The sequence below is a fragment of the Pseudomonas sp. LS2P72 genome (assembly GCF_054897865.1).
Window position 1 is genome coordinate 3,984,498 of the sequence record NZ_CM142708.1, and the last position, 25,773, is coordinate 4,010,270.

Below are 25,773 nucleotides of genomic sequence, written 5' to 3' on the forward strand. Positions count from 1 at the left end.
CAACGCGCCAGGAAGTTCTAAGATGCGCCAATGTTTTCCGCTTGGCGAATCCGACGATGATACAGATCAGTGCCCTGCCCGCCTTCACCGACAACTACATCTGGTTGTTACAAGACCACAGCACCCAGCGCTGCGCCGTGGTCGATCCGGGCGATGCCGCGCCAGTGAAGGCCTGGCTCGCAGCGCATCCGGGTTGGGTGTTGAGTGATATTTTGATCACTCACCATCATCATGACCACGTCGGCGGCGTCGAGCAGCTTAAAAAAGAGACAGACGCGACAGTCTACGGTCCGGCCAGCGAAACCATACCGCTGCGGGACGTGGCGCTCAAGGACAACGACCGCGTCAGCGTGCTGGGCTTGAACTTCGATGTTTTTGCAGTCCCCGGCCACACCCTGGGACATATCGCCTATTACCATCATGGTTTGCTGTTCTGCGGTGACACCCTGTTTGCCGCCGGTTGCGGGCGCTTGTTCGAAGGCACGCCGGAGCAAATGCATACCTCGCTGACGCGCCTGGCCGCGCTGCCTGAAGATACGCTGGTCTACTGCACTCACGAGTACACCCTGAGCAATCTGAAGTTTGCCGCAGCGGTCGAACCGGGCAATCCGGACACCGCCGCACGTCTGGAAAAAGTCACCGCACAACGTGAAGCCGGAATCATGACGCTGCCCTCTACTCTGGCACTTGAAAAGCTTACCAACCCTTTTTTACGTGTCGACGAAACATCCGTTAAAGAAAAAGTGGACGAACGGAATGGAACCCAAAACCGGGCTCCGAGTGCGGTTTTTGCGGCTCTACGTGCTTGGAAAGATAAGTTCTAAGTAGCCATCACCTTGGTACAAAAATTCTGAATGGTTGACCGCAGGGGGTACGCTTTCTAGAATCGCCCGACATTTTTGCCCGGAACTTACTTCCAGCCAATGTCGTCATCTATTCGTAAAGCCATCAATTCAGACGCATTGACCCGCTTGGCTCAAGCCATTGCGGTGGCTGTGTCCGCCACTTTGGCGGGCTGCTCAAGCCATGTGCCGCAGACCGAAGCGACACACACTCCGAATATCGCCGCCCGGGCCAAGCAGAAACCTATCTGGCTCAGCGAAAAACCGACTCCACAAATTCCACAAGATGTCTGGGAGCGCATGCGCCAAGGCTTCCAGTTGCAGGACAACGTAGGTGTCAACCCGCGCATCGAGCAACAGCGCCTGTGGTTCGCCAGCAACCCGTCCTTCCTCGAAAACGCCGGCGAACGCGGCAGCCTTTACATTCACTACATCGTCGAACGCCTTGAAGAACGCAACATGCCGCTGGAACTGGCGCTGTTGCCGGTGATTGAAAGCGCCTACAACCCGATGGCTTATTCCCGGGCCAACGCGGTTGGCTTGTGGCAATTCATCCCTTCCACCGGGCGTTACTTCAACCTGCGTCAAACCCGCTTCTATGATGGCCGTCGCGATATCACCGCCTCGACCACCGCGGCCATGGATTACCTGACCCGCCTGCACGACATGTTCAACGGCGACTGGCTGCTGGCGCTGGCGGCCTATAACGCCGGCGAAGGCACGGTCAGCCGGGCCATCGAGCGTAACGAAAAGCTCGGCTTGCCGACCGACTACTGGAACCTGCCGCTGCCGGCCGAAACCCAGGCCTACGTGCCGAAACTGCTGGCCCTGTCGCAAGTGGTGCTGGCACCTGAAGCCTACGGCGTGAACCTGAACCCGATCGCCAACGAACCCTACTTCCAGGTCGTCGAAATCAACCAGCGCATGGACCTGTCCAAGGTCGCCGCGGTGGCTAATATCGACGAAGACGAACTGTTCCAGCTCAACCCGGCCTTCAAGCAGCGCACCACCATCGATGGCCCCCAGCATTTGCTGGTCCCAACGTCCAAGGCGCAATTGCTGACTGCCAGCCTGTCGACCATGCGTCCTGAAGAGTTGATCAGCAAGAAGCCGCTCAAGCCGGTATTCGAAGGCTCGGACGACGCCGAACTCGCCAGTCTCAAACGCGCCTACCGCGTTAAACGCGGCGACAACCTCGGCACCATCGCCAAGGCCAACAAGGTCGATATCAAGGACCTGCAACGCTGGAACAAGCTGACCGGCAAAAACCTCAAGGTTGGCCAGACACTGGTCATGCAGGACACCACCAAGCGCAGCAGCGGTCGGGTCAACACCGTCGTGGCGGCGAACAGCAAAACAAACAGCAAAGCTGACAAACAGAAGCCGCAGACCCAATACAAGGTCAAGCAAGGTGATTCGCTGTACATGGTGGCCAAGCGTTTCAACGTTGAAATGCAACACCTCAAGCGCTGGAACCCACGTGTTGGCCAGGCGCTTAAGCCTGGCCAGATGCTGACGGTGGCTTCCCCACGCTAAATGAGCCCCTGATTTCAGGGGCTTTTTTTTGGGTGCGCCAGGCATGGCGCGTTGCGCGTAAGCGCAACCAGTTTGGCTGTGGTGGCCACGCTGGTGACTTGGAGGTGAGAGTCCTCTACACACCCGGCAAGGGGAAGTGTTAGCCAGAGGCAAGGGTGTCGCGGGTGACTGCGAATCTGAAGGAAGCCCGAGGCAAAATGCTGGCCTGACGAACAGGAAGCGGATAGAGGCGGCGCAGCGGGGTAAGACGGCCCAAATCGTCAAAGCCCAATACTTGCACGGAACGCTGTGACGTAAATCCGACAGGCATAAGCAGGAAGGTCGCGCGAATTACCCTGGGAGATCTGCACGTTTGCCACTGTGCTACCGAGCGTCGAGAGGCGACGGGATGAACGTGCAGAAGTCAGCCGAGGCCGTAGTAAGTGACGAATAACCACGTCACCAAGGGCCGAACAGGTTATGCCGCCAGTAGGCGTCAGAGTCTCGTCGAGTATCGAAATGCAGAAATTTCTCCCAGAGAAGACTGTTACCCCGAGTCCCGGACAGTATCCGAGGATGACGGCTGACAGGGCAGAGGTATCGACGGCGTCTGTGGCGTGGACGAACGCGGAGCCGGACACGCTGATGGCGCGGGTGCTTGCACCGGCGAACCTCAAGCGTGCGTATCACCGCGTGGTCAGCAACAAGGGCGCACCGGGTGCCGATGGCATGACGGTCGATGACTTGGCGGGCTACGTAAAACAGTATTGGCCGACCCTCAAGGATCGGTTGCTGGCCGGTGAGTACCACCCGCAAGGTGTATGCGCCGTCGACATCCCCAAACCCAAAGGCGGCACAAGACAGCTGGGTATCCCCAGCGTCGTGGATCGCCTGATCCAGCAGGCTCTGCTGCAACAGCTCACGCCGATCTTCGACCCGCTGTTCTCGGACTACAGCTACGGTTTTCGTCCGGGCAGAAGCGCCCACCAAGCCCTCGAAACCGCTCGGGACCATGTGGCAGCGGGTCACCGCTGGTGCGTGGAACTTGATCTCGAGAAGTTCTTTGATCGGGTCAACCACGATGTCCTGATGGCTTACGTGACGCGTCAAATCGAAGATAAGCGGGTGCTCGCGCTGATCCGTCGTTACCTCGAAGCGGGAACGATGTCGGGCGGACTCGTCAGCCGACGGCAGGAAGGGACGCCGCAAGGCGGCCCGCTCTCGCCGTTGCTGTCGAACATCCTGCTCAACGAACTCGATCGCGAACTGGAACGGCGAGGCCATCGCTTCGTGCGTTATGCCGACGACGCCAACATTTATGTGCGCAGTCGTCGTGCGGGTGAGCGAGTGTTGGCTGGGGTTGAGCGCTACCTGAATCAGCGTCTGAAACTGACGCTGAATCGGGAAAAGAGCTGCGTAGCACGGCCTTGGGTCTGCGACTACTTGGGCTATGGGATGAGCTGGCATAAACAGCCAAAGCTGAGGGTAGCGAGCATAAGCCTGCACCGCCTACGCGATCGACTCAGGGAAATCTTGCGTCGGATACGGGCTCGCTCAATGAGGTATATCGTCGAGCAAGTAACGCCCGTACTGCGTGGTTGGGCTGGCTACTTCAAGCTGACTCAGAGCAAGCGGCCACTTGAGGAACTGGACGGATGGGTGCGTCACAAACTTCGTTGTGTCATCTGGCGTCAATGGAAGCGGCCCTCTACGAGGGCGCGCAACTTGATACGTTTGGGACTCGACGAGGCGCGGGCGTGGAAATCGGCGACCAATGGCCGAGGCCCATGGTGGAACTCGGGAGCGTCGCATATGAATCAGGCGCTACCGAAGAAGCTGTGGGATCGACTCGGGTTGGTCTCGATACTGGATACGATAAACCGGCTTAGCCGCATAACCTGAACCGCCGTATACGGAACCGTACGTACGGTGGTGTGAGAGGACGGCGGCTGTGAAGCCGCCTCCTACTCGATCCCAAGGATTTACCCAAATCCTTGTAGCTGGCGAAGTGTGGCGAGGGGATTTAGCGAAACGTCGCACCGCCCCGTTCGGCTGCGAAGCAGTCGTCAATTCTGTAAATGCGTGTTGCCGATGAACTGATGGGGCCGCTTCGCAGCCCAACGGGGATAAATCCCCTCGCCACACTTCGCCAGTTGCTACAGGGAGACCATTGACGCAATTACCCCCGCATTAAGCCCCGTCTTTTTCCTGTCGATACAAGCTGTTACTGTACGGGCCACAAAGCCCAAGCCGCCTGGATCGGATCCCTGACTTGAAGTGTCCCCTCCTCCTGCTCCTGATCTGCCTGGCCTTGAGCTCCCCCGCAAGCGCGACGATCAGCGAAAGCCATGGTTATGCGCAGTTCGGCACGCTCAAGTACTCAGCCAGATTTACCCACTTCGACTGGGTCAACCCGCAAGCGCCCAAGGGCGGTACGTTGCGGGTGATGGCGTTTGGCACCTTCGATACGCTCAACCCCTACACGTTCAAAGGTTCAAGCCCGGTTTCCACGCCGAATTTCCTGCAATACGGCATCAACGAACTCAATGAACCGCTGATGGTCGGCACCGGTCAATACGCGCCGTCCGGCGATGAGCCGACCTCCAGCTATGGCCTGATCGCCCAATCAGTGGAATACAGCGAAGACCGCAGCTGGGTGGTGTTCAATTTGCGCCCCGAAGCGCGTTTCCACGACGGCACACCGATTACCGCCTATGACGTGGCGTTTTCCTACCGTTTGTTGCTCAAGGAAGGCCATCCGCAATACCGCACCAACCTTCAGGAAGTGTCGCGGGTCGACATCCTCAATCCGCAGCGCATTCGTTTTGTCTTCAAGCGCGCCGGCAATCCGTTGCTGATCCTGCGCCTGGGCGAATTGCCGGTGTTGCCCCAGCATTACTGGAAAGGTCGCGACTTCAAGGCCACCACCTTCGAAGCGCCACTGGGCAGCGGACCGTATCGCATCACGTCGGTAGAGCCTGGGCGGCAGATCATTTTCGAACGAGTCAAGGATTACTGGGGCAAGGACCTGCCGGTCAATCGCGGCAAATACAACTTCGATCGAATGGAAGTCGAGTTCTACCGCGACAGCGACGTCGCGTTCGAAGCCTTCAAGGCCGGCGAATTCGACATCTACATCGAGCACCAGGCGAAGAACTGGGCCAACGGATACAACTTCCCGGCCGTGCGCCGTGGCGATGTGACCAAGGCGCAAATCGCGCACCAGATCCCGACCCAGAGCCAGGGCTTGTTCATGAACACCCGGCGACCAACCTTCGCCGAGGCCAAGGTCCGCGAAGCGCTGGGGCTGATGTTCGACTTCGAGTGGACCAACCGCACACTGTTCAGCGGCGCCTACAAGCGCGCCATGAGTTATTACCCCAACAGCGAGTTCTCCGCCACCGGGCTACCGGTCGGTCATGAGTGGCTATTGCTCAAGCCCTATCGCGATCAGTTGCCCGCCAAGCTGCTCACCGAGCCGTTCAGCCTGCCGCAGACCGAAGGCCGCGGCATTCCGCGGGAAACCATGCGCAAGGCCCTGGAGTTACTCGCCGAGGCCGGCTGGAAGCTCAACGATCAACGGCTACAGAACACCATCGGCCAACCGTTGCGTCTGGAGATCCTACTGGTCAACCCGAACCTGGAGCGCATCCTTCAGCCATACGTCGAGAACCTCGCCAGCATCGGCATCGATGCCCGGCTGCGCACGGTTGATCGCGCCCAGTACAAACAACGCCTCGACCAGTTCGATTTCGACATGATCCTGATGACCCTCAACCAGACGCTCAGTCCGGGCCTGGAACAATGGCAGTACTTTCATTCCAGCCAGGTCGGGGTCAAGGGCAGCAAAAACTACGCCGGCATCGCCAATCCGGTGGTCGATCATTTACTCGAACAATTGCTCGCCGCCCAGACCCGCGATGAACAGGTCGCCGCCGGCAAGGCCCTGGACCGGGTGTTGCTGTGGCAGCACTACATCATTCCCAACTGGTATCTCAATTATCACCGCCTGGCCTACCGCAACCGGTTCGCCTTCGTCACCACGCCGCCCTACACATTGGGCCTGAGCGCGTGGTGGCTGAAATCTTCGGAGAAAGATCGATGAAACCCGTACGCACCCTGCTCTTGCAGGCCAGCGGTCTGTTGTTCGCCGGGCTGGCCTGTGCCGCCCCGCAACATGCCCTGACCCTGTACAACGAGCCGCCGAAATACCCGGCCGATTTCAAACATTTCGATTATGTAAACCCGGACGCGCCCAAGGGCGGGATCTTCCGTCAGGCCGGTTTCGGCGGCTTTGACAGCCTCAACCCCTTCATCAACAAGGGTGTCGCGGCCGACGACATCAGCATGATCTACGACACTCTTGCCAAACAGGGCCTGGATGAACCGTTCACCGAGTACGGCCTGGTCGCCGGCAAGATTGAAAAGGCCCCGGACAACAGCTGGGTGCGTTTCTACCTGCGCCCCGAGGCGCGCTTCCACGACGGGCATCCGATGCGCGCCGAGGACGTGGTGTTCAGCTTCCAGACCCTGATCAAGGACGGCGCGCCGCTGTTCCGCGGTTACTACAGCGATGTCGAGGAAGTGGTCGCTGAAGATCCGCTGACGGTGTTGTTCAAGTTCAAACACAACAACAACCGCGAGCTGCCTCTGATCCTCGGCCAGTTGCCGGTGCTGCCCAAGCATTGGTGGGCGACGCGCGATTTTACCAAGGGCAACCTGGAAATACCGTTGGGCAGCGGCCCGTACAAGGTCAGCGAGGTCAAGGCCGGGCGTTCGGTGCGCTATGAGCGGGTCAAGGATTACTGGGCCAAGGACCTGCCGGCGAACCGCGGGTTCTACAACTTCGATGTGATGACCACCGACTACTACCGCGACAACACCGTGGCCCTGGAAGCGCTCAAGGCCGGGCAGTTCGATTACTGGCTCGAAATGGCAGCCAAGAACTGGGCCAACGCCTACAACATTCCGGCCGTCACCGAGGGCCGGTTGATCAAGGAACAGATCCCCAACGGTAACCCCACCGGCATGCAAGGCTTTGTATTCAACCTGCGCCGCCCGGTGTTCCAGGACGTGCGCGTGCGCCAGGCCCTGACCCTGTTGCTGGATTTCGAATGGACCAACAAGCAACTGTTCAACGGTGCCTACGCGCGCACCCGCAGTTACTTCGAAAATTCGGAAATGGCTGCCAGCGGCCTGCCGGACGCCGATCAATTGGCGATCCTCGACCCGTTCCGCGGCAAGATTCCCGAGCAGGTGTTCAGCGAGGCGTTTCAGAACCCGGTGACCGACGCCAGCGGCATGATCCGTGCCCAGCAGCGCAAAGCCTATCAACTGCTGCAAGAGGCGGGCTGGCGGATCGTCGATGACAAGATGGTCGACGCCAATGGCAAACCGGTGACCATCGAGTTCCTGCTGGCCCAAACCGAATTCGAGCGGGTGTTGCTGCCGTTCAAGCGCAACATCAGTGACCTGGGCATCGACCTGGTCATCCGCCGGGTCGACGTCTCGCAGTACATCAACCGCGTGCGTTCACGGGACTTCGACATGATTGTCGGCAGCTTCCCGCAGTCCAATTCACCGGGCAATGAACAGCGTGAATTCTGGATGTCTGACGCCGCCGACAAACCCGGCAGCCGTAATTCCATGGGCTTGAAAGACCCGGTGGTGGACCAATTGGTCGAGCAACTGATCAATGCCGATTCGCGCAAAAGCCTGGTGGCCCACGCCCGTGCGCTGGACCGCGTGCTGCAATGGGGTTATTACGTGATCCCCAACTGGCACATCAAAACCTGGCGCGTCGCGTACTGGAACCACATCGGTCATCCGAAAGTTTCCCCCAAGTACGACATCGGCATTAACACCTGGTGGGTCAAGCCAGACGCCACCCCGGCGATAGAAGTCGAAACCAAACTGCAAGCCGACCCTGCGGGCACGGAGTAATCAGATGCTGGCGTATATTTTTCGGCGACTGCTGCTGATCATCCCGACCTTGCTCGGCATTTTGCTGATCAACTTCGTGATCATCCAGGCCGCCCCTGGCGGGCCCGTGGAGCAGATGATCGCCAAGCTCGAAGGCTTCGAAGGCGCCACCAGCCGTATCGCCGGCGGCGGTGCCGAAGTCTCGGTGGCCGGCTCCGCTTATCGCGGCGCCCAAGGCCTGGACCCGGCGCTGGTCAAGGAAATCGAGCACATGTATGGCTTCGATAAATCGGCGCCGGAACGCTTGTGGATCATGATCAAGAACTACGCCACGCTGGATTTCGGCGACAGCTTCTTCCGCGACGCCAAAGTCATCGACCTGATCAAGGAAAAGCTGCCGGTGTCGATCTCCCTCGGGTTGTGGAGCACGCTGATCATGTACCTGGTGTCGATCCCGCTGGGGATCGCCAAGGCGACACGACACGGCAGCCACTTCGACGTCTGGACCAGTTCGGCGATCATCGTCGGCTATGCGATCCCGGCGTTCCTGTTCGCCATTCTGCTGATCGTGGTGTTCGCCGGCGGCAGCTATTTCGACTGGTTCCCGCTCAGAGGACTGACCTCCAACAACTTCGACGAGTTGAGCATGGGCGGCAAAATTCTCGATTACTTCTGGCACCTGGCATTGCCGGTGACGGCGCTGGTGATCGGCAACTTCGCGACCATGACGCTGCTGACCAAAAACAGCTTCCTCGACGAGATTAACAAGCAGTACGTGGTCACCGCCAAGGCCAAGGGCCTGACCCATCACCGCGTGCTCTACGGCCATGTATTCCGCAACGCCATGCTGCTGGTGATCGCCGGGTTCCCGTCGGCGTTTATCGGCATCTTCTTCACCGGCTCGTTGCTGGTGGAAGTGATCTTCTCCCTCGACGGCCTCGGCCTGATGAGTTTTGAGGCGGCGATCAACCGCGATTACCCGGTAGTTTTTGGCACGCTGTTCATATTCACCCTGTTGGGTTTGGTGGTGAAACTCATCGGCGACCTCACCTACACCTTTGTCGATCCGCGCATCGACTTCGAAAGCCGGGAGCATTGAGATGAATCTGTCCCCTCTCAATCGCCGACGTTTCGAACTGTTCAAGGCCAACAAGCGTGGCTGGTGGTCGCTGTGGCTGTTCCTGATTCTGTTCGGCGCAAGCCTCGGTGCCGAACTGATCGCCAACGACAAACCGCTGGTGGTGCATTACGACAATGCCTGGTACTTCCCGGCACTCAAGCGCTACCCGGAAACCGCGTTCGGCGGCGAATTCCCGTTGGAAGCCAACTACAAGAGCCCGTACATCCGCGAACTGCTCAAGGCCAAGGACGCTTGGGTCTTGTGGGCGCCGATCCCCTACAGCTACCAGAGCATCAATTACGACCTGAAAGTCCCGGCCCCCGCACCGCCCTCGGCCGATAACCTGCTAGGCACCGACGATCAGGGTCGCGATGTGTTGGCTCGGGTGATTTATGGTTTCCGGATTTCGGTGCTGTTCGCCCTGACGCTGACCATTCTCAGCTCGATCATCGGCGTGATTGCCGGAGCCTTGCAGGGTTTTTATGGCGGCTGGGTCGATCTGGCCGGGCAGCGCTTTCTGGAGATCTGGTCCGGGCTGCCGGTGCTGTACCTGCTGATCATTCTCGCCAGTTTCGTCCAGCCGAATTTCTGGTGGCTGCTGGGGATCATGCTGCTGTTCTCGTGGATGAGCCTGGTGGACGTGGTCCGCGCCGAATTCCTGCGAGGGCGTAATCTGGAATACGTGCGCGCCGCGCGGGCGTTGGGGATGCAGAATGGTGCGATCATGTTCCGCCACATCCTGCCCAATGCCATGGTCTCGACCATGACCTTCATGCCGTTTATCCTGACCGGCGCCATCGGCACCCTGACCGCTCTCGACTTTCTGGGCTTCGGTCTGCCGCCTGGCGCGCCGTCGCTGGGTGAATTGGTGGCCCAGGGCAAATCCAACCTGCAAGCGCCATGGCTCGGCATGAGCGCGTTTGCCGTGCTGGCGTTGATGTTGAGTTTGCTGGTGTTCATCGGCGAGTCCGCTCGCGATGCCTTCGACCCGAGGAAGTGAAATGAATCAGGACAATCTGATCGAAGTGCGCGACCTGGCCGTCGAATTTGTCGTCGGCGAGCGTGTTCAACGGGTGGTCGAAGGCGTGAGCTTCGATATCAAGCGCGGCGAAACCCTGGCGCTGGTGGGCGAAAGTGGTTCCGGTAAATCGGTGACCGCCCACTCGATCCTGCGGCTGCTGCCCTACCCGCTGGCCCGGCACCCGTCCGGCACCATTACCTATTCCGACCAGAACCTGTTGGACCTGAAAGAGAAAACCATCCGCCACATCCGCGGCAACCGGATCGCAATGATCTTCCAGGAGCCGATGACCTCGCTCAATCCGCTGCACTCGATCGAGAAGCAGATCAACGAGGTGTTGGGCGTTCACAAAGGCCTGATCGGCAAAATCGCGACCAAGCGCACGCTCGAGTTGCTGGAAATGGTCGGCATTCCTGAGCCGCACAAGCGCCTCAAGGCTTTGCCCCACGAATTGTCCGGCGGCCAGCGCCAGCGGGTGATGATTGCCATGGCGCTGGCCAATGAGCCGGAACTGCTGATCGCCGACGAGCCGACCACCGCGCTGGACGTCACCGTTCAGCTGAAAATCCTCGAATTGCTCAAGGAATTACAGGCCCGATTGGGCATGGCACTGCTACTGATCAGTCACGATTTGAACCTTGTACGAAGAATTGCGCATCGCGTATGTGTCATGCAGCGCGGTTGCATCGTCGAACAGGCATCGTGCGAAGAGTTGTTCCGCGCGCCACAGCATCCGTACACTCGGGAACTGCTGGCAGCGGAGCCCAGCGGCAAGCCGGCAACTAACGTTATCGGCCCGCCATTGCTGCAAGTCGAGGACCTGAAAGTCTGGTTCCCGATCAAGAAAGGCTTTCTGAAAAAGACCGTCGACCACATCAAAGCGGTGGACGGAATCAACTTCAGCCTGCCTCAGGGCCAGACCCTGGGGATTGTGGGAGAAAGCGGTTCGGGCAAGTCGACGCTGGGTTTGGCGATTTTGCGGCTGATCGGCAGCAAAGGTGCCATCCGTTTTGATGGCAAGCAGCTAGACTGCCTGACGCAGCAACAGGTTCGACCGCTGCGGCGGCAGATGCAGGTGGTGTTTCAGGACCCGTTCGGCAGCCTGAGCCCACGGATGTGCGTGAGCCAGATCGTCGGTGAAGGCCTGCGGATCCACAAGATGGGCACCGAGGCGGAACAGGAACTGGCGATTATTGCGGCACTCAAGGAGGTAGGTCTGGATCCGGAAACCCGGCACCGCTACCCCCACGAATTTTCCGGCGGGCAACGGCAGAGAATCGCCATTGCCCGGGCATTAGTGCTAAAACCGGCGTTGATTCTGCTGGACGAGCCGACATCGGCCCTCGACCGGACAGTGCAACGCCAAGTGGTGGAGCTTTTGCGTTCACTGCAAACCAAGTACAACCTGACGTATCTGTTTATCAGCCATGACCTGGCTGTCGTCAAAGCGCTGAGCCACCAGTTGATGGTGGTCAAGCAAGGCCAAGTGGTCGAACAGGGAGACGCGCAAAGTATTTTTGCGGCCCCCAAACATCCGTATACACAGCAGTTGCTGGAAGCCGCTTTCCTGGCCCCAGCCACTGCGCAATAACCTGAAAGAGAGGAGCAACACATGGGTTTTCTCGCCGGTAAGCGCGTACTGATCGTCGGTGTCGCCAGCAAGCTGTCCATCGCATCCGGCATCGCTGCCGCCATGCATCGCGAGGGCGCTGAGCTTGCCTTCACTTATCAGAACGACAAACTCAAGGGTCGTGTCGAAGAGTTCGCACAAAGCTGGGGTTCCAACCCTGACCTGTGCTTCCCGTGCGACGTGGCCAGCGATGAAGAAATCGCCAAGGTTTTCGTCGAGCTGGGCAAGAAGTGGGACGGCCTGGACTGCATCGTGCACTCCGTCGGCTTCGCCCCGGGCGACCAACTGGATGGCGACTTCACCGAAGCCACCACCCGTGAAGGTTTCCGCATCGCTCACGACATCAGCGCCTACAGCTTCGTGGCCCTGGCCAAAGCCGGCCGCGAAATGATGAAAGGCCGCAACGGCAGCCTGCTGACCCTGTCGTACCTGGGTGCCGAGCGCACCATGCCGAACTACAACGTAATGGGCATGGCCAAAGCTTCCCTGGAAGCTGGCGTTCGTTACCTGGCCGGCTCCCTGGGCCCGGACGGCACCCGCGTCAACTGCGTATCGGCTGGCCCTATCCGTACCCTCGCCGCTTCCGGCATCAAGAACTTCCGCAAGATGCTGGCCGCCAACGAAGCGCAAACCCCGCTGCGTCGTAACGTCACCATCGACGAAGTCGGCAACGCCGGCGCCTTTCTGTGCTCGGACCTGGCGTCCGGCATCAGCGGCGAAATCATGTACGTGGACGGTGGCTTCAACACCACGGCCATGGGTAGCCTGGAAGAGTAATCTTCGGTCAGCCCACTAAAAAACCCGCCTGTTCAGGCGGGTTTTTTGTGCCTGTAATTTCAGGTCTGGCGCAGATCCCCTGTGGGAGCGAGCCTGCTCGCGATGGCGGAGTGTCAGTCAACATCAATTTTGACGGTTAGTCCGCTATCGCGAGCAGGCTCGCTCCCACAGGGTTTGGTGTTTAGCCGGAAATGTGTGTCAGGCAGCTGGAAAATAGCTGCTGGATTGGTTGTGTGCGCTGGCTATAGCGCTGCAACAGGACGATCTCGCGGTAGAACGTCAACTCCCCCAACGGGATGATCCGTACCTTCGCCCCATGCTCGAGCCAGAGCCCCGCCTCGGGTAGTAGCGACACCCCCAACCCGCATTCAACCATCTTCACGATGGCTTCCAACTCATCCAGCTCCAAAGCCACCTGCACATCAATCTGCTGCTCACGCAAAAACCGCGTCACCAATCTTCCACCGAACGAATTGCGGTCGTAGCGCACGTGCGGATGGCTCGCGAGGATCTGCAACGGCTCATCACCTTCAAGGTCCGCCGGCACGATCAATACAAACGGTTCCTTGCGGATGACCTGCGCTGACAGTTCTTTGGGCAACTCGAACGGCGGCTTGATCAGAATCGCCAGATCCACCTCACCGGTGTCCACCTGGCTCAACAGGTTCAGCGACACGCCGGGCACCAGTTTCGGCTCCAGCAACGGCGCCTGTTGCCTCAGTCGAAGCAACGCCTGGGGCAGCAGTCCGGTCTGGGCCGTGGCCACCGCGCCTATTTTCAACTCGCCGCGATACTCGCTGACATCATCGCTGACCGCCATGCGGCTGAAGGTCTCCAGTATTTCCCTGGCCATCGGCAATGCCCGATGGCCCGCCGCATTGAGCAGCGCCTGACGTCCGGTGCGGTCGAACAAACGAATGCCCAAGGCTTGTTCCAGATTGCGAATCTGCGCGCTGACAGCCGACTGGGTCAGGCCGATGTGCATCCCGGCCGCGGCAAAAGTGCCGTAGCGCGTCACCGCAATGAAGGTTTTCAGTTCCCGCAGCATGGCGTACTCGATTGATCGAAAAAATTTGAGCTCGATGCAAAAATTATCGTCTTTTAATCAAAAAGCACAGAGCTAAACTCAGTCTGAATCCACACAGCCGAGGCACATCCGATGCAACTCTCCCCTTTTCACTTGGCCATCCCGGTCAACGACCTGACTGCCGCACGGAATTTTTATGGCGAAGTGTTCGGCCTGGAAGAAGGTCGCTCAAGCGATCATTGGGTCGATTTCAATTTTTTCGGCCATCAACTCGTCATTCACCTGGCGCCGAAAAACGCCTCTCAAGAAACTGCGCACACCAATGCTGTCGACGGTCATGACGTACCGGTACCGCATTTCGGCGTGGTGTTGGGCATGGCGGAATGGGAGGCTCTGGCCAAGCGACTGAAAGCCCTCGACACCCGATTCGTGATCGAACCGGGCATTCGCTTTCAGGGCATGGTGGGTGAGCAAGCAACGATGTTTCTCGTCGATCCCTGCGGCAACGCGCTTGAGTTCAAGGCATTCAAGGATGAGACTCAGCTATTTGCCAAGTGAACGCATCGGCTTGCGCCGTCAGCTCTTCGATCGAGCCGGGAAGCAGAGGGTTGCACTCGATTTGTCCGATACTGAAGTGGATGTCATAACCGCGATGCACCGTGGCATTGCGCTCTTCGAGTATTTCTTCGAGTCGCGCCCTGATCGCGGGAATCTCCACAATGCTTGATCCGGTCAGCAACGCGACGAATTTGTCGCTGCCCAAGCGGCCGATCACGTCGCTTTCGCGAAAGGCAATGCGCAGCACATCAGCAAAGGTTTTCAGGGCGTTATCGCCCTCGGCACGACCATAGAGATAATTGATGTGCTTGAAGTCATCAATATTGAAGAGCAGCAGCGTCGCTGGCTTCTTCAGCTGGTGGCAGACATACAGCCCTTGTTGGGCCAGCGCTGTAAAACCGTGTCGGTTGGAGAGCAGCGTCAACTCGTCCATGCTCGCCATCTGCACGCCCATCAACTCCTCCTCGGCCTTGCGGGCCAGGTCACGCAGCAGCTCGCGCTCCTGCAGTGGCGTGCGCAACGGGTCGGCGCATGCGCCTGGTTTTACCGGTTTGCCTGGGATCAGCATTACTCACTCCATTGGCGGGTATATTTCTTAGAGCCGTCAATACCCGGTTTGACTCCCTGTTAACGGACCGCCGGTCAACTACCCACGACCGGACAGGGCCCTCCCGCGTCTGCCCAAAGCTTGAACTGGGTGACGAAAATGTCGTGCGGCACCGGCACCGGCGCCCTTCCCTCACCCGGATTCCAGCCCCACAGCACTAATTTGTCGTCGCTGACATGCTTGATCAGCGCGGCGAAATCGCGGTCGCCATTGCTGGAACGGTCCTTGATCATTGCGCACAACTGGTCGGCCGGCAGACCGATCCAGGCCATTTTGTGCGCGGCGGGCGGCAGGCTCCAGTGTGGCGCCCCCGGCGGTGTGTGGGCGCCGTAACTGGCAGGCGGATTACGCTCGGCGTGGCAGGTAGCGCAGGGCAAACCCGCTGCTCCCTTGCCGTCCATGCCCCGCACGACGTTCATTGCGTGAGGAATGCCGCCGTCGAACTGCAACGGCGAATCGCCGGGGATATGGCAGTTCTGGCAGCGCGGGCTCTGGAAGACCTTTTGCACGGTATCGAACGCCTTGATCGCTTCCTTATCGTCAGCGAACAGGTCTTCGGCGTAGCCGACCAGGCCGATCAATACCACCGCGCCAAGAATCAGATGTCGTCTCATCTCACACCCCCGACAGTTGCAGCGGCAGTTCCCGCAGGCGTTGGCCGGTCAGGGCGAACACCGCGTTGGCCACTGCCGGCGCCGTGGGCGGCACACCGGCCTCGCCGATGCCGCCGGGTTTGTCGCTGCTGGGCACGATATGCACTTGCACCACCGGCATTTCATTGAGCCGCAGCACTTGATAGTCGTGGTAATTAGACTGCACCACTTGGCCGTTCTTGAAGGTCAGTTTGCTGTGCAAGGTAAACCCGAGGCCAAAGGTGATGGCCGATTCCATTTGCGCCGCGATGCTCATCGGGTTGACCGCAATGCCGCAATCCACCGCACACACCACGCGGTGTACGCGGATCGCCAGGTTGTCCTGGGACACCTCGGCCACCTGGGCGACGTAGCTGCCGAAAGACTCATGCACCGCAATGCCCAACGCATGGCCGTCCGGCAGTGGCGCCTTCCAGTTGGCTTTCTCGACGGCCAGGTTCAACACGCCAAGATGCCGCGGATGGTCCTTGAGCAAGGTTCGTCGGTACTCGACCGGATCCTTGCCGGCCGCCTCGGCCAGTTCGTCGATCAGCGACTCCATCACGAATGCGGTGTGGGTGTGCCCTACCGAACGCAGCCAGAGCACGCGGATACCGGTTTGTGGCGAATGCAGATCCACCTGGTGATTCGCCACCCCTTCAAGGTACGGACTGTCCGCGACCCCTTCAACAGAGGTCTTGTCGATGCCATTCTTGACCATGGTCGCCTCGAATGACGTGCCCGCCATGATCGACTGCCCGACCATCACATGCTTCCAGGCGATCGGCAGACCACCGGCATCGAGGCCGATACGGGCCTGATGGAGGAATGCCGAGCGGTAGTATCCACCGCGAATGTCGTCCTCCCGGGACCAGACGGTTTTCACCGGTGCGCCCGCTGCCTTGGCGACTTCCACGGCTTCAGCGACAAAATCAGAGGTTGGATTGGCCCGGCGACCGAAACCACCGCCGAGAAACTCGGTGTGAATCTCCACCTGCTCGGGTTTGAGCCCGGTGATTTTCCCGGCGACCATTTGATCCAGGGTCTGGAACTGGGTGCCGGTCCAGATTTCGCATTTGTCTTTGGTGATTTTCACTGTGCAGTTGAGCGGCTCCATCGGCGCATGGGCCAGGTACGGCACGTTGTACTCGACATCGATGGTCTTCAATGCTTTACCCAGGCCTGCCGCGACATCACCGGCCTGACTGGCCGAAGCGCCAGGGGTGGTGGCGAGTTTGCGGAAGCTTTCCAGCAGTGTCTGACTGTCGAGCCCGGTGTTCGGCCCCAGATCCCAATCGACCTTCAACGCATCGCGCCCCAGCTTCGCCGCCCAGTAATGATCGGCAATCACCGCCACCCCGGTGGGCACCTGCACCACTTTGTGCACGCCCGGAATCGCCAGCGCCTCGGCGCCTTCGAAGGATTTGACGCTGCCACCGAACACCGGCGAGCGCGCGACCATGGCGGTCATCAAGCCGTCGAACTGCACGTCCATGCCGAACTTGGCGCGGCCGGTGATTTTCTCCGGAGTGTCCAGACGCTTGGTCGGTTTACCAATGATTTTCCAGTCCTTGGACTCCTTGAGCTTGATCGACGCTGGATCCGGCACCGGCAACTTGCCGGCGTCATCGGCCAGTTCGCCGTAGGTGGCGCGGTTGTCGCCAGCAACCACCACACCCGATTCGGTGCGAATTTCGGAAGGCGCAACGTTGAAGCGCTTAGCCGCCGCGTCGATCAACATCAATCGCGCCGCTGCACCGGCCTGCCGATAACGGTCGAATTCCATCCAGGTCGAGGTCGAACCACCGGTAATCTGCATCCCGCCAAACCCGGCCAGGCCGTACTCGGCGGCCGAAGCCGGTGCATGCTCAACACGAATCTTCGACCAGTCGGCGTCCAGCTCTTCGGCGATCAACATGGTCAGGCCGGTCCAGATGCCCTGGCCCATTTCCGAATGGCCGAGCAGCATGGTGACGCTGTTGTCATTGCCGATTCGTAAAAACGCATTGGGCGCGAAAACGTTTCCTTCATTCTCCGCACTCATGGCAAAGCGATGACCACCGGGGATGACAAACGCCACCACCAGACCGCCGCCCAGCACTGCGCTGCCCTTGAGGAAACCACGGCGTGACAGAGGATTGAGGCTGTTCATTGTTCAGACTCCCGTCAACGTGGCATCAACCGATCTCGGCGGCGCGTTTGACCGCTGCGCGGATCCTTGGGTAGGTGCCGCAGCGGCAGATATTGCCGGACAGCGCCTGATCGATGTCGCTGTCGGTGGGCTTGGGGATTTTCGCCAGCAACGCGGCGGCCGACATGATCTGACCGGACTGGCAGTAACCACACTGAACCACGTCGAGTTCGGCCCAGGCTTGCTGCACCGGGTGCGAACCGTCGGTGGACAGGCCTTCGATGGTGAGGATTTTTTGCCCATGGGCCACCGCGGTGGCGGGCGTGATGCAGGAGCGCAGCGGCGCACCATCGACGTGCACGGTGCAGGCGCCACACTGGGCCATGCCGCAACCGAATTTGGTGCCAGTCAGGTGCGCGACATCGCGCAGTACCCACAGGAGCGGCATGTCCGCGGGGACATCCAGCGCCTGGTCCTTGCCATTGATGTTGAGGGTCAGCATTGCGATTTTCCTCAGACTCACGGTGTTCTGAAGAGGCTCTCGTTAGGCCCTTGTAGGAGCCGAGCTTGCTCGCGATGAACGATAACGCGGTGTGTCAGACCTGACGCCATCGCGAGCAAGCTCGGCTCCTACAGGGTCGGCGGGCTCTCGGGAACCTCGGGTTATCCCTACAGCTAAGCGCAAATTGCCGGGCGAGACCGGTTCATCGACCACCGGTCACACAAAAAAGACTGAAGTAACCCGCACTGTGTAGCAGCTGCCGAGCCCGCGAGGCTGCGTTCGGCGACGAAGTCGTCGTGAAGTCAGGCACTGCGGTGTGCCAGGAAAACTGCATGCGCAAGGTTTACGACGACTTCGTCGCCGAACGCAGCCTCGCGGGCTCGGCAGCTGCTACACGGAGCGGTTGGGGCTTAGAAGCCGGTGGACACCGACAGCTCACGCCACGCCTGCAACTTATCGGCGACGAAGGTGTTCCTTCACCGTGGGCGTCAAGGGTGGCGTGATCGTCAATGACCGCAAGTTGTTGGTGGCGGCCGCACGCAGCGGTTCAGGTTTGGCCTATGCCTGTGATCTGGAGATTGCCGACGAGTTGGCGGATGTACGCCTGGAGCGGGTGCTGCCCCTTCGTGCCACTCAGCTCGGCGTTGTACCTGTACTTTCCCAGCTGCACCTGACCGCCGCCCCTTGATTCCATCGCAAGGAAACTCCTTCAACTTGTCGATCTACGGTACGGCCAGACGACCCGAGGCTGACTACGCTGAAAGTCCAGCCTGAGTCATTCGTAGAGGAGCTACACCATGCATCGCGTTCAAAAACTCACGCCCTGCCTGTGGTTCGACGATCAAGCCGAGGAGGCCGCGAAGTTCTACTGTGCGATCTTCGATCATTCGAAAATCAGCGCCACCACTCACTACGGCAAGGCCGGACAGGAGATCCATGGCAGGCCCGAAGGCTCGGTGATGACGGTCAGTTTCGAACTGGACGGGCAGAGTTTTACCGGCCTCAATGGCGGTCCCGTTTTCAAGTTCAATGAAGCCGTTTCGTTTCAGGTCAATTGCCATACTCAGGAAGAAGTCGACCACTTCTGGGGGCGTCTGTCCGTGGGTGGGCCCGTTGAGGCCCAGCAATGCGGCTGGCTCAAGGACAAATTCGGCGTGTCCTGGCAGATCGTGCCGGTGGCCCTGACCGACATGATGAAGGACCCTGACACGGCAAAATCACAACGCGCCATGACGGCGATGTTGCAGATGAAAAAACTCGACATCGCTGCACTGCAACGAGCCTTTGACGGTGAGAGCTAATACACTTCGACGCTGACCTGCCGAGGACGCTGACCATGAAGCCCGCCGTTGCCAAAGACGCTGACAAAGCCCCGCGCTTCTGGCGCGACGACGCCCTGCCCTTCATCGAAGCCCGTTCTATCGCCGACGGCCGCGAGGTCTGTTACACCCGGCATTCCCACGAGCATTTTTCCATCGGTGCGATCACGGCCGGGCGCAGTACCTACCTCCACGAGCAATCGCAATTTCAGGTCAGTGCCGGCACCGTGGTGCTGATGAATCCCGGTGATGTCCACGCCTGCAATCCCATCGATGACGAGCCGTGGTCGTACCTGATGCTGTACGTCGAGACACCCTGGCTGACCGATTTGCAGCACCAGCTCGGCTTCAGCCAGGACTTGGCGTTTCGCCGGTTTTCCATCACCCACACTGACGACAGCGACCTGTTTGCCGGCCTGAACGGTTTGTACGACGTGCTGGTCGATGCGCAGCAAGACGTGTTGCACAAGCAAAGCGCGGCCGTGGAGTTTTTCACCGACGTGCAGCAGCGACTCAATCCGATTGATCAACCGTTGCGCGAGCCCAATTTCAAACTGGAACGGGCAGCCGACTACATCCGCGACAACTGTACGCAACTGCTCAAGCTCGAAGACATTTGCGCGGCGGCCCAGTTATCGCCGTCCTACCTGATCCGCGCATTCAAACAGCATTACGGGATGACGCCCCATGCGTTTTTGCTCAACCGGCGCATCCAGTTTGCCCGGGACCGGTTACGCAGCGGCAAGCTGATCGCCGATGTGGCGCTGGAGGCGGGATTTGCCGATCAGGCCCACTTTCAGCGGGTGTTCAAACAGCATCTGGCGGCGACACCGGGGCAGTATCAACGCTGAAGTTAACGTTGGGCTGTATATATTGCGCAACACTCCGCCTCGGATATAAACGGTAGTATTTTACCCTTAGAGCACAACACCTCTTTCTCACCACTATTTATCGGGTGCGCAGCGTCATTAGTTATGATGCCAGCATAGCTATTAGCCAATAACGAAACACATCGACATATAAACCTGATAATAATATTTCGCACTTGCCTTTAACCTGATAAACCAACAGACAGTTGAAATCGAACAGGTCGCTGCCTTGGAACCGCTGCACCTGCATCAATTCGCCCAAAAAAAACATGGAAGTTATCTTATGTACACGTCTATCGATGCACCCATCGCCTCGCGCAATGAACGTCAGTTACAGGAAGTGAGAAAAGCCCTTATCAATGTTATTGGTGACGAGTACTTGCTGAGCAGGCTCGACAGCACATGGAGTCGCCTTGGTGGTAAATCTGTGATCGGCTCAAGCCTTGATGAAGCTCAGCGTGCGGGGGCGATTTATCTATTGCGTCTGACCCGCCAAGCCGACTTTATTAAGATGAGGATTAAAAGTGGTATACCGGAAGACTATGCCTTTCATGTCGATACAAAGGGAGAACTCTGGGCCGTTCAAGAGCAGATGAGTCGGGGTGCAATCCCTGACATTAACTCAACCGAGGTTAATGTCTTTTTTAGAAAAATCAGTATTACCCCCCACGCCAAAACCGCCATACCCAGCATCGTCGACGACCTGAAATTGCTCGCCAATTTGGCCGGACAGGCTGGAGGGACAATTACCTCAAATGGGCGGATTTCGATTGGCCAATGGCTTCAGTTCCATGGTTTGCCGAAGCCAGGCACTAAAGAGGACACCCAACAGCTGATCGACGTGCTTAATTTCGCGAATCTTCCCGCAAGCCCACCATTGGAAAATTACTGGCAACTTCTGGACACTCCCGAAGATTCACCGTTTAGTCTGACTGAAACTACCCGCTCAATCATTGGTCAGCAAACCCGTCAGCTGAAAGAGGATGCCTCCTTCCTGATCAAACAGATTGGCGCCTGGCTGATCAGCGAAAGCGCCGGATCAGAAAAGCTGCCCACCAGCATTGAATACCGAATGCAAAGGCTGCTGGAAATCGCCCGGCAAACCTGCAATCACGGGCAAAATTACCTTGATGCGCTGGGTTGGTTCGGTGAAGGGAACGGAGAAAAGGCATCTCAACAGTTCATCGATCAACTGCTGATTGCAGCCATGCTGCTCGATCTCGATCCTGACGTCGACAGCGCCAACACCTCCTTCGCAGGCTTCGACTTTTACGCCAAACGCTTCTTGCAACAAAAGCCTGGAGTAGTGCGACTGGAACTGGAAAATTATCTGGCCAATCATTTCCAGCTACATCAGATGCTCGCTCCACTGTTGGCGCAATGGATTCTGGCGGGCATGGCGCCGCAATACCTGATCCGTGACCTGCCACCTGAATTGCAAGTGGGCACCCCGGGTTGGGTCGTCTTATGCCAGGCGGTGCAGCTGGTTGAGGCCGTCGCCCCCGGCGCTTCGCGGTTGATGTCCTATGAGCACCTGCTCGGCTTCAGCCTGGTCCCGGGTTTAATGCCACAACTGGCATCGTTGCATGCCACGAACAACCTCGATCCGATTGTCACTTGGGCATTGATGAATAGCCTTGTCGAACGGGACGCTGACGGTAGCCTGAGCCAGAAAACAGTCCTTCGCGCCATCGAAGAATACGACCGGTATGTCATGGCTTTGACCCATGCCGTGAGCGACGTCAACAAGCCAATACCCAGTCGCAGAGCCATTGCGCTGAAGGAGCTGACATCAAAAGTACCTCTCTGCAACCCTGACGAATTGCTGGTAAAGCATCGTGGCAATGGAGGCGGCGCAGGGCGAAAGGTATCGGTGCTGGATCTGTACCTGGGTGATGAACTTCATACCGGTGATTGGGGGCGAATCAGAGGCACTGATATTTATCAGGAGTTCCCCAAATTGAAATACTTGTATCCCGCCAATGATTTGTATGAGGAGGCAATTCACGCTCATTACAATGGCATCACTACCGCACTATCGACCAATATTCGGTACGCACTGTCGCAACTGCATCAATCAGACAGGTCGTTTATCGAACATGGCCGATTGGCGATATACCAGGTAAAAAAAGACATTCCCAAGAACATCGCCAGCACACTTAAACCCTTCATTTCTGCATTAAACCCAGTTGCCGGGCTTATCCCCCTGCCCGAACCGGTAGCAGATCCAGGACGCTACGGCGTCATACTCTGTGCTGTGAAAGGGCCACTGATTCGTTGTTATGAACTGTTTCCACTCAGACTGGATTGCCGCTCAAACCAGGCATTCAAGAGCCGATTTTCCTATCACCTGATTCCCGATCCAATTGGAGGAGAGTTTGTTGATAGCAAACTGCTTCTGGAGGCGCCCGTCGACATTGACGCGTACGTTAAAAACATTCCGCCGCGCGGCGATCAGAATGCCTCGGTAGTCCTCACTAAAATTGGAGAATTCGAGACGTCAGCCCATGACACGACCGCTCCCAATCCGGTGCAGTACTTTAATTCCCGGCGGATAGAAGACGTCAGTAAGCTGATTGCTGAACGCAATACATTCATTAATGAAGAAGAGCTGAGCCAGATCGGCTTTAACCGGACAGACCGGGAATTAGCCATTGAAAAAACCGACAAAGTGTTCAATGTCATTCTCAACTTGATCATTCCATTCAAGGAGTGCATAGAGGAACTTTCTTCGGGTGTTCCCTCAAGACAGAAAAACGCCATCGCCGGTTGCGTTATGGAGGCGGCATTGATCGCGATCTCGCTGGTCGCCGCGCCATTGAAAATTGTCGCCGCTGTCACAAAAGGCGCAACCCTGGCCACAAAACTGCTTTCTGCTTCCCGGATCGCTGCACGCACGGTTATCGGACTATTTAACCCTCTGGACGGCGTGCCTCAATTGCTAAAGGGCGGTACAAAGCTGGTTGGCAGGAGCCTGGCGAAGCTCGGTGTCCCCTCCATTCCTCACTTCGCTCGTACGCAATTACTCCGACTGACTGGCGCAAGCAGCTATGACTTGCTCAAAGCGGTTAATCATTCCGGCGTGGCGTCAGAGTTGCGCATGACACTGGACGTTGTGGGTCACGGGCGAGCGATCTTCAAAAATGAGGGTATCGAAACCGCTGAGCACGTGCTCAAGCACCTGTACGACAACCACAAGAATCTCCTCCAGCACATTCCTGAACAGGAGCTTCAGCACCTGATGGAAATCTCCTTGGCCGAGATCGCACTCAAGTCCGACAGCGCTCACCAACTCAGCAAGATTCTGGATTCGAAAGTGGTCGATACATTGACACGTCGGCATGCGCAAACCTTTTATCTGGACAATCTTCACCAGTTCAAGGACGTCACTGTTTTGCCTGAGGTTCTCCAGGACACCTTACGCGTGGAATACAAGAATCTGGTAGCCATGCAGGCACACCAGCAAGGATTGCTTACCAAGGATCTGGGCAAGGCGCCTTACCATGGCGTACTGGATGAATCACGGTTCAATCCTCACGGTTTGACTGACAACACGGATCGAGCAACCGCCTGGATTCTGAATGCATCGAATTCTGAGAATGAAACAAACACCCTCCGGACCTTGCTCCTTGAATACGCCGCCAGCAACAAGCCCTTGACCGATCCCACGATTTATAACGAACTGCATCGACGTGTTGCACCCAACGCATTCGATAAGTACCGCAGTCCTCGCCCGGATGTTCGCTACCCGTCCAATATCTCAGGCACTGCAATGCTGGAGCACCACATGGCCAAAATGGATCCGGCACACGAACACTTTGGCAAACACCTGTTTGGATCTTTCCTTGGCTATCACGCTTTCTCGGATGGCAATGGCCGTACCGCACGTGCCATCTATGCGATTACAGAACTGAGGAAGGGCCGATTCAGTGCGCTGGACCGCCCAACGGAAAACGCGTTAAGCGGTTTGAATTGACGCTTGACATGCTTCCTCCTCGTCGCTGATACCGCGCCCCTGTCTGATGGGGCGCGGCATCTTCCGGCCTGGCCACTGACTCTAGGCATACACCAAATACACGGCACAGACAGCCAATAACGAGGCCATTGTCCTGTTGAACAACCGCAGTCCCTTGGCGTTGTTCAAGTACTCGCGCAAGAAGGTCCCGGCATAGACCCAACACGCCACCGATGCATAGCAGACCACCAGATAAACAACCGCAAACTGCCAGACCAGCCGCGCCTCGCCATCCGCCACAAAAGCGCCCATGCCGGCCACGCAAGCCAGCCAGGCTTTCGGATTGAGCCATTGCATGACCGCGCCATACAGCATCGACGGCGCCCGGCCTGACGCCTTCGCATCCAGATGCCCATTGTCGGCGGCCAACTTGAAGGCCATGTACAACAGGAACGCCACACCCGCCCATTGCACCCCCTGCGTCAGCGCTGGCCATTGCTGCAACACTTCATGCAGGCCTAATCCCATCAGCACCAACAACACGACGAAACCCAACGTCGCCCCGGCTACATGCCGTTGACTGGCGCGAAAACCAAACTGCGCGCCGGAACTCAGCGCCACGATGTTCACTGGTCCCGGGGTTATCGAGGCGACCAATGCGAACGCCGCCATGGAGATAATCAGACTCATCACAGACCTTCTTCAATTCAGTTGAACGAGGCCTCAAGGTAAAGAGCGACCTGAGGGCTGTATTGAACAAAATACCCCTCAGCTGTACCGCGACCGACGTCCACCACTGTATGGGTCAAGCCACACCGCGCCTGTGATAAAAATGCCGTTCCTGCTTTTGGAGACCCGTCATGGACCTCGCCACCCTCACCCTGTTTCTGCCGGCCTGCTTTGCCTTGAACATGGCGCCCGGGCCGAACAACCTGTTGTCGGTCAGCAACTCGACCCGCTACGGCTATCGCATCGCCTGTGTCGCCGGGATCGGTCGGCTGCTCGCGTTCTCCGGCATGATCGTGCTCGCATCGGCGGGGCTGGCGGTGGTGCTGCAAACGTCGGAGTTGCTGTTCTACGCGATCAAGATTCTGGGGGCGGCGTATCTGCTCTATCTCGCCTGGCAATTGTGGCGCGCGGATCCCGGGGCGGAAAACGTGGTGGCGGGCGCTCCGGTGGGAATGCTGGCGTTGGCGCGGCAGGAGTTTCTGGTGGCGGCCGGTAGTCCTGACGATGGCCAATCGAAAGTTCGCTGATAGTCCGTATCGGCCAATAGCGGACGCTCGCGGCTTAGCTCAGATCTTACGTATACAGTAATATCCGTCTGCACCGCCCAAGCTATGGAG

The 25,773-nt window shown here is 58.3% G+C and carries 20 protein-coding genes and 1 pseudogene; 15 read left to right on the forward strand and 6 right to left on the reverse strand.

Annotation, left to right across the window (positions count from 1 at the left end; all coding sequences use genetic code 11):
- Positions 1-56 precede the first annotated feature (56 nt).
- The 9 genes from gloB (at position 57) to fabI (ending at position 12,827) form a co-directional block, all read left to right on the forward strand.
- On the forward strand, positions 57-824 hold the full coding sequence (gene gloB / locus ACYZUA_RS18095) for a hydroxyacylglutathione hydrolase (RefSeq protein WP_461959970.1): 768 nt from the start codon (positions 57-59) through the stop codon (positions 822-824).
- A 99-nt stretch (positions 825-923) separates the two neighbouring features.
- The gene (locus tag ACYZUA_RS18100) at positions 924-2,378 is read left to right on the forward strand and encodes a transglycosylase SLT domain-containing protein (RefSeq protein WP_461959971.1); all 1,455 of its coding nucleotides are present in this window, start codon (positions 924-926) and stop codon (positions 2,376-2,378) included.
- Positions 2,379-2,837: 459 nt separating this feature from the next.
- Positions 2,838-4,259, forward strand: coding sequence for a group II intron reverse transcriptase/maturase (gene ltrA, locus ACYZUA_RS18105; protein WP_461959972.1), 1,422 nt, complete (start codon positions 2,838-2,840; stop codon positions 4,257-4,259).
- Between the two features lie 370 nt (positions 4,260-4,629).
- Positions 4,630-6,462 carry an extracellular solute-binding protein gene (locus ACYZUA_RS18110; protein WP_461959973.1) on the forward strand — a complete coding sequence of 611 codons (1,833 nt, stop codon included), beginning with the start codon at positions 4,630-4,632 and terminating at the stop codon, positions 6,460-6,462.
- Positions 6,459-8,300 (forward strand): extracellular solute-binding protein, encoded by a 1,842-nt coding sequence (locus ACYZUA_RS18115; protein ID WP_461959974.1) that lies wholly within the window; start codon positions 6,459-6,461, stop codon positions 8,298-8,300. Before ACYZUA_RS18110 ends, ACYZUA_RS18115 begins: the two co-directional genes overlap by 4 nt.
- Positions 8,301-8,304: 4 nt before the next feature.
- On the forward strand, positions 8,305-9,378 hold the full coding sequence (locus ACYZUA_RS18120; RefSeq protein ID WP_461959975.1) for a microcin C ABC transporter permease YejB: 1,074 nt from the start codon (positions 8,305-8,307) through the stop codon (positions 9,376-9,378).
- A gap of 1 nt (position 9,379) precedes the next feature.
- Positions 9,380-10,399 carry an ABC transporter permease gene (locus ACYZUA_RS18125; RefSeq protein WP_008074378.1) on the forward strand — a complete coding sequence of 340 codons (1,020 nt, stop codon included), beginning with the start codon at positions 9,380-9,382 and terminating at the stop codon, positions 10,397-10,399.
- 1 nt (position 10,400) lies between these two features.
- Complete coding sequence (locus tag ACYZUA_RS18130) at positions 10,401-12,011, forward strand: ABC transporter ATP-binding protein (RefSeq protein ID WP_461959976.1); 1,611 nt, start codon at positions 10,401-10,403, stop codon at positions 12,009-12,011.
- A 21-nt stretch (positions 12,012-12,032) separates the two neighbouring features.
- Positions 12,033-12,827 (forward strand): enoyl-ACP reductase FabI, encoded by a 795-nt coding sequence (gene fabI, locus ACYZUA_RS18135; RefSeq protein WP_008152082.1) that lies wholly within the window; start codon positions 12,033-12,035, stop codon positions 12,825-12,827.
- Positions 12,828-13,008: 181 nt separating this feature from the next.
- Here the strand turns inward: fabI and ACYZUA_RS18140 are convergent, their stop codons facing one another.
- Positions 13,009-13,875 carry a LysR family transcriptional regulator gene (locus ACYZUA_RS18140; protein ID WP_461959977.1) on the reverse strand — a complete coding sequence of 289 codons (867 nt, stop codon included), beginning with the start codon at positions 13,873-13,875 and terminating at the stop codon, positions 13,009-13,011.
- Positions 13,876-13,986: 111 nt separating this feature from the next.
- Here ACYZUA_RS18140 and ACYZUA_RS18145 point away from each other — a divergent pair, with 111 nt between their 5' ends.
- The gene (locus ACYZUA_RS18145) at positions 13,987-14,412 is read left to right on the forward strand and encodes a VOC family protein (protein WP_461959978.1); all 426 of its coding nucleotides are present in this window, start codon (positions 13,987-13,989) and stop codon (positions 14,410-14,412) included.
- Here the strand turns inward: ACYZUA_RS18145 and ACYZUA_RS18150 are convergent.
- From ACYZUA_RS18150 to ACYZUA_RS18165, 4 genes are all read right to left on the reverse strand, one after another.
- Positions 14,381-14,980, reverse strand: a complete 600-nt coding sequence (locus ACYZUA_RS18150) for a GGDEF domain-containing protein (RefSeq protein WP_461959979.1) — start codon at positions 14,978-14,980, stop codon at positions 14,381-14,383. The two genes, ACYZUA_RS18145 and ACYZUA_RS18150, sit on opposite strands and share 32 nt — an antisense overlap.
- Before the next feature lie 74 nt (positions 14,981-15,054).
- Complete coding sequence (locus ACYZUA_RS18155) at positions 15,055-15,633, reverse strand: hypothetical protein (protein WP_461959980.1); 579 nt, start codon at positions 15,631-15,633, stop codon at positions 15,055-15,057.
- Between the two features lies 1 nt (position 15,634).
- A complete protein-coding gene (locus tag ACYZUA_RS18160; RefSeq protein ID WP_461959981.1) occupies positions 15,635-17,803 on the reverse strand; it encodes a xanthine dehydrogenase family protein molybdopterin-binding subunit in 2,169 nt (722 codons plus the stop codon).
- Between the two features lie 25 nt (positions 17,804-17,828).
- Positions 17,829-18,284, reverse strand: coding sequence for a (2Fe-2S)-binding protein (locus ACYZUA_RS18165; RefSeq protein ID WP_054615082.1), 456 nt, complete (start codon positions 18,282-18,284; stop codon positions 17,829-17,831).
- A 481-nt stretch (positions 18,285-18,765) separates the two neighbouring features.
- On the opposite strand from ACYZUA_RS18165, the gene ACYZUA_RS18170 reads away from it, so the two are divergent.
- From ACYZUA_RS18170 to ACYZUA_RS18185, 4 genes are all read left to right on the forward strand, one after another.
- A complete protein-coding gene (locus tag ACYZUA_RS18170) occupies positions 18,766-18,972 on the forward strand; it encodes a hypothetical protein (protein WP_461959982.1) in 207 nt (68 codons plus the stop codon).
- 109 nt (positions 18,973-19,081) lie between these two features.
- Positions 19,082-19,585, forward strand: coding sequence for a VOC family protein (locus ACYZUA_RS18175; protein WP_461959983.1), 504 nt, complete (start codon positions 19,082-19,084; stop codon positions 19,583-19,585).
- A 35-nt stretch (positions 19,586-19,620) separates the two neighbouring features.
- Positions 19,621-20,454: an AraC family ligand binding domain-containing protein gene (locus ACYZUA_RS18180; protein ID WP_461959984.1), complete on the forward strand. Its 834-nt coding sequence runs from the start codon at positions 19,621-19,623 to the stop codon at positions 20,452-20,454.
- A 247-nt stretch (positions 20,455-20,701) separates the two neighbouring features.
- The gene (locus ACYZUA_RS18185; RefSeq protein ID WP_461959985.1) at positions 20,702-24,448 is read left to right on the forward strand and encodes a hypothetical protein; all 3,747 of its coding nucleotides are present in this window, start codon (positions 20,702-20,704) and stop codon (positions 24,446-24,448) included.
- A gap of 81 nt (positions 24,449-24,529) precedes the next feature.
- Here the strand turns inward: ACYZUA_RS18185 and ACYZUA_RS18190 are convergent, their stop codons facing one another.
- Complete coding sequence (locus tag ACYZUA_RS18190) at positions 24,530-25,117, reverse strand: LysE family translocator (RefSeq protein WP_461959986.1); 588 nt, start codon at positions 25,115-25,117, stop codon at positions 24,530-24,532.
- A gap of 170 nt (positions 25,118-25,287) precedes the next feature.
- Between ACYZUA_RS18190 and ACYZUA_RS18195 the strand changes: the two are divergent.
- A pseudogene (locus tag ACYZUA_RS18195) lies at positions 25,288-25,656 on the forward strand (LysE family translocator); the annotation flags it as partial.
- Positions 25,657-25,773 lie beyond the last annotated feature (117 nt).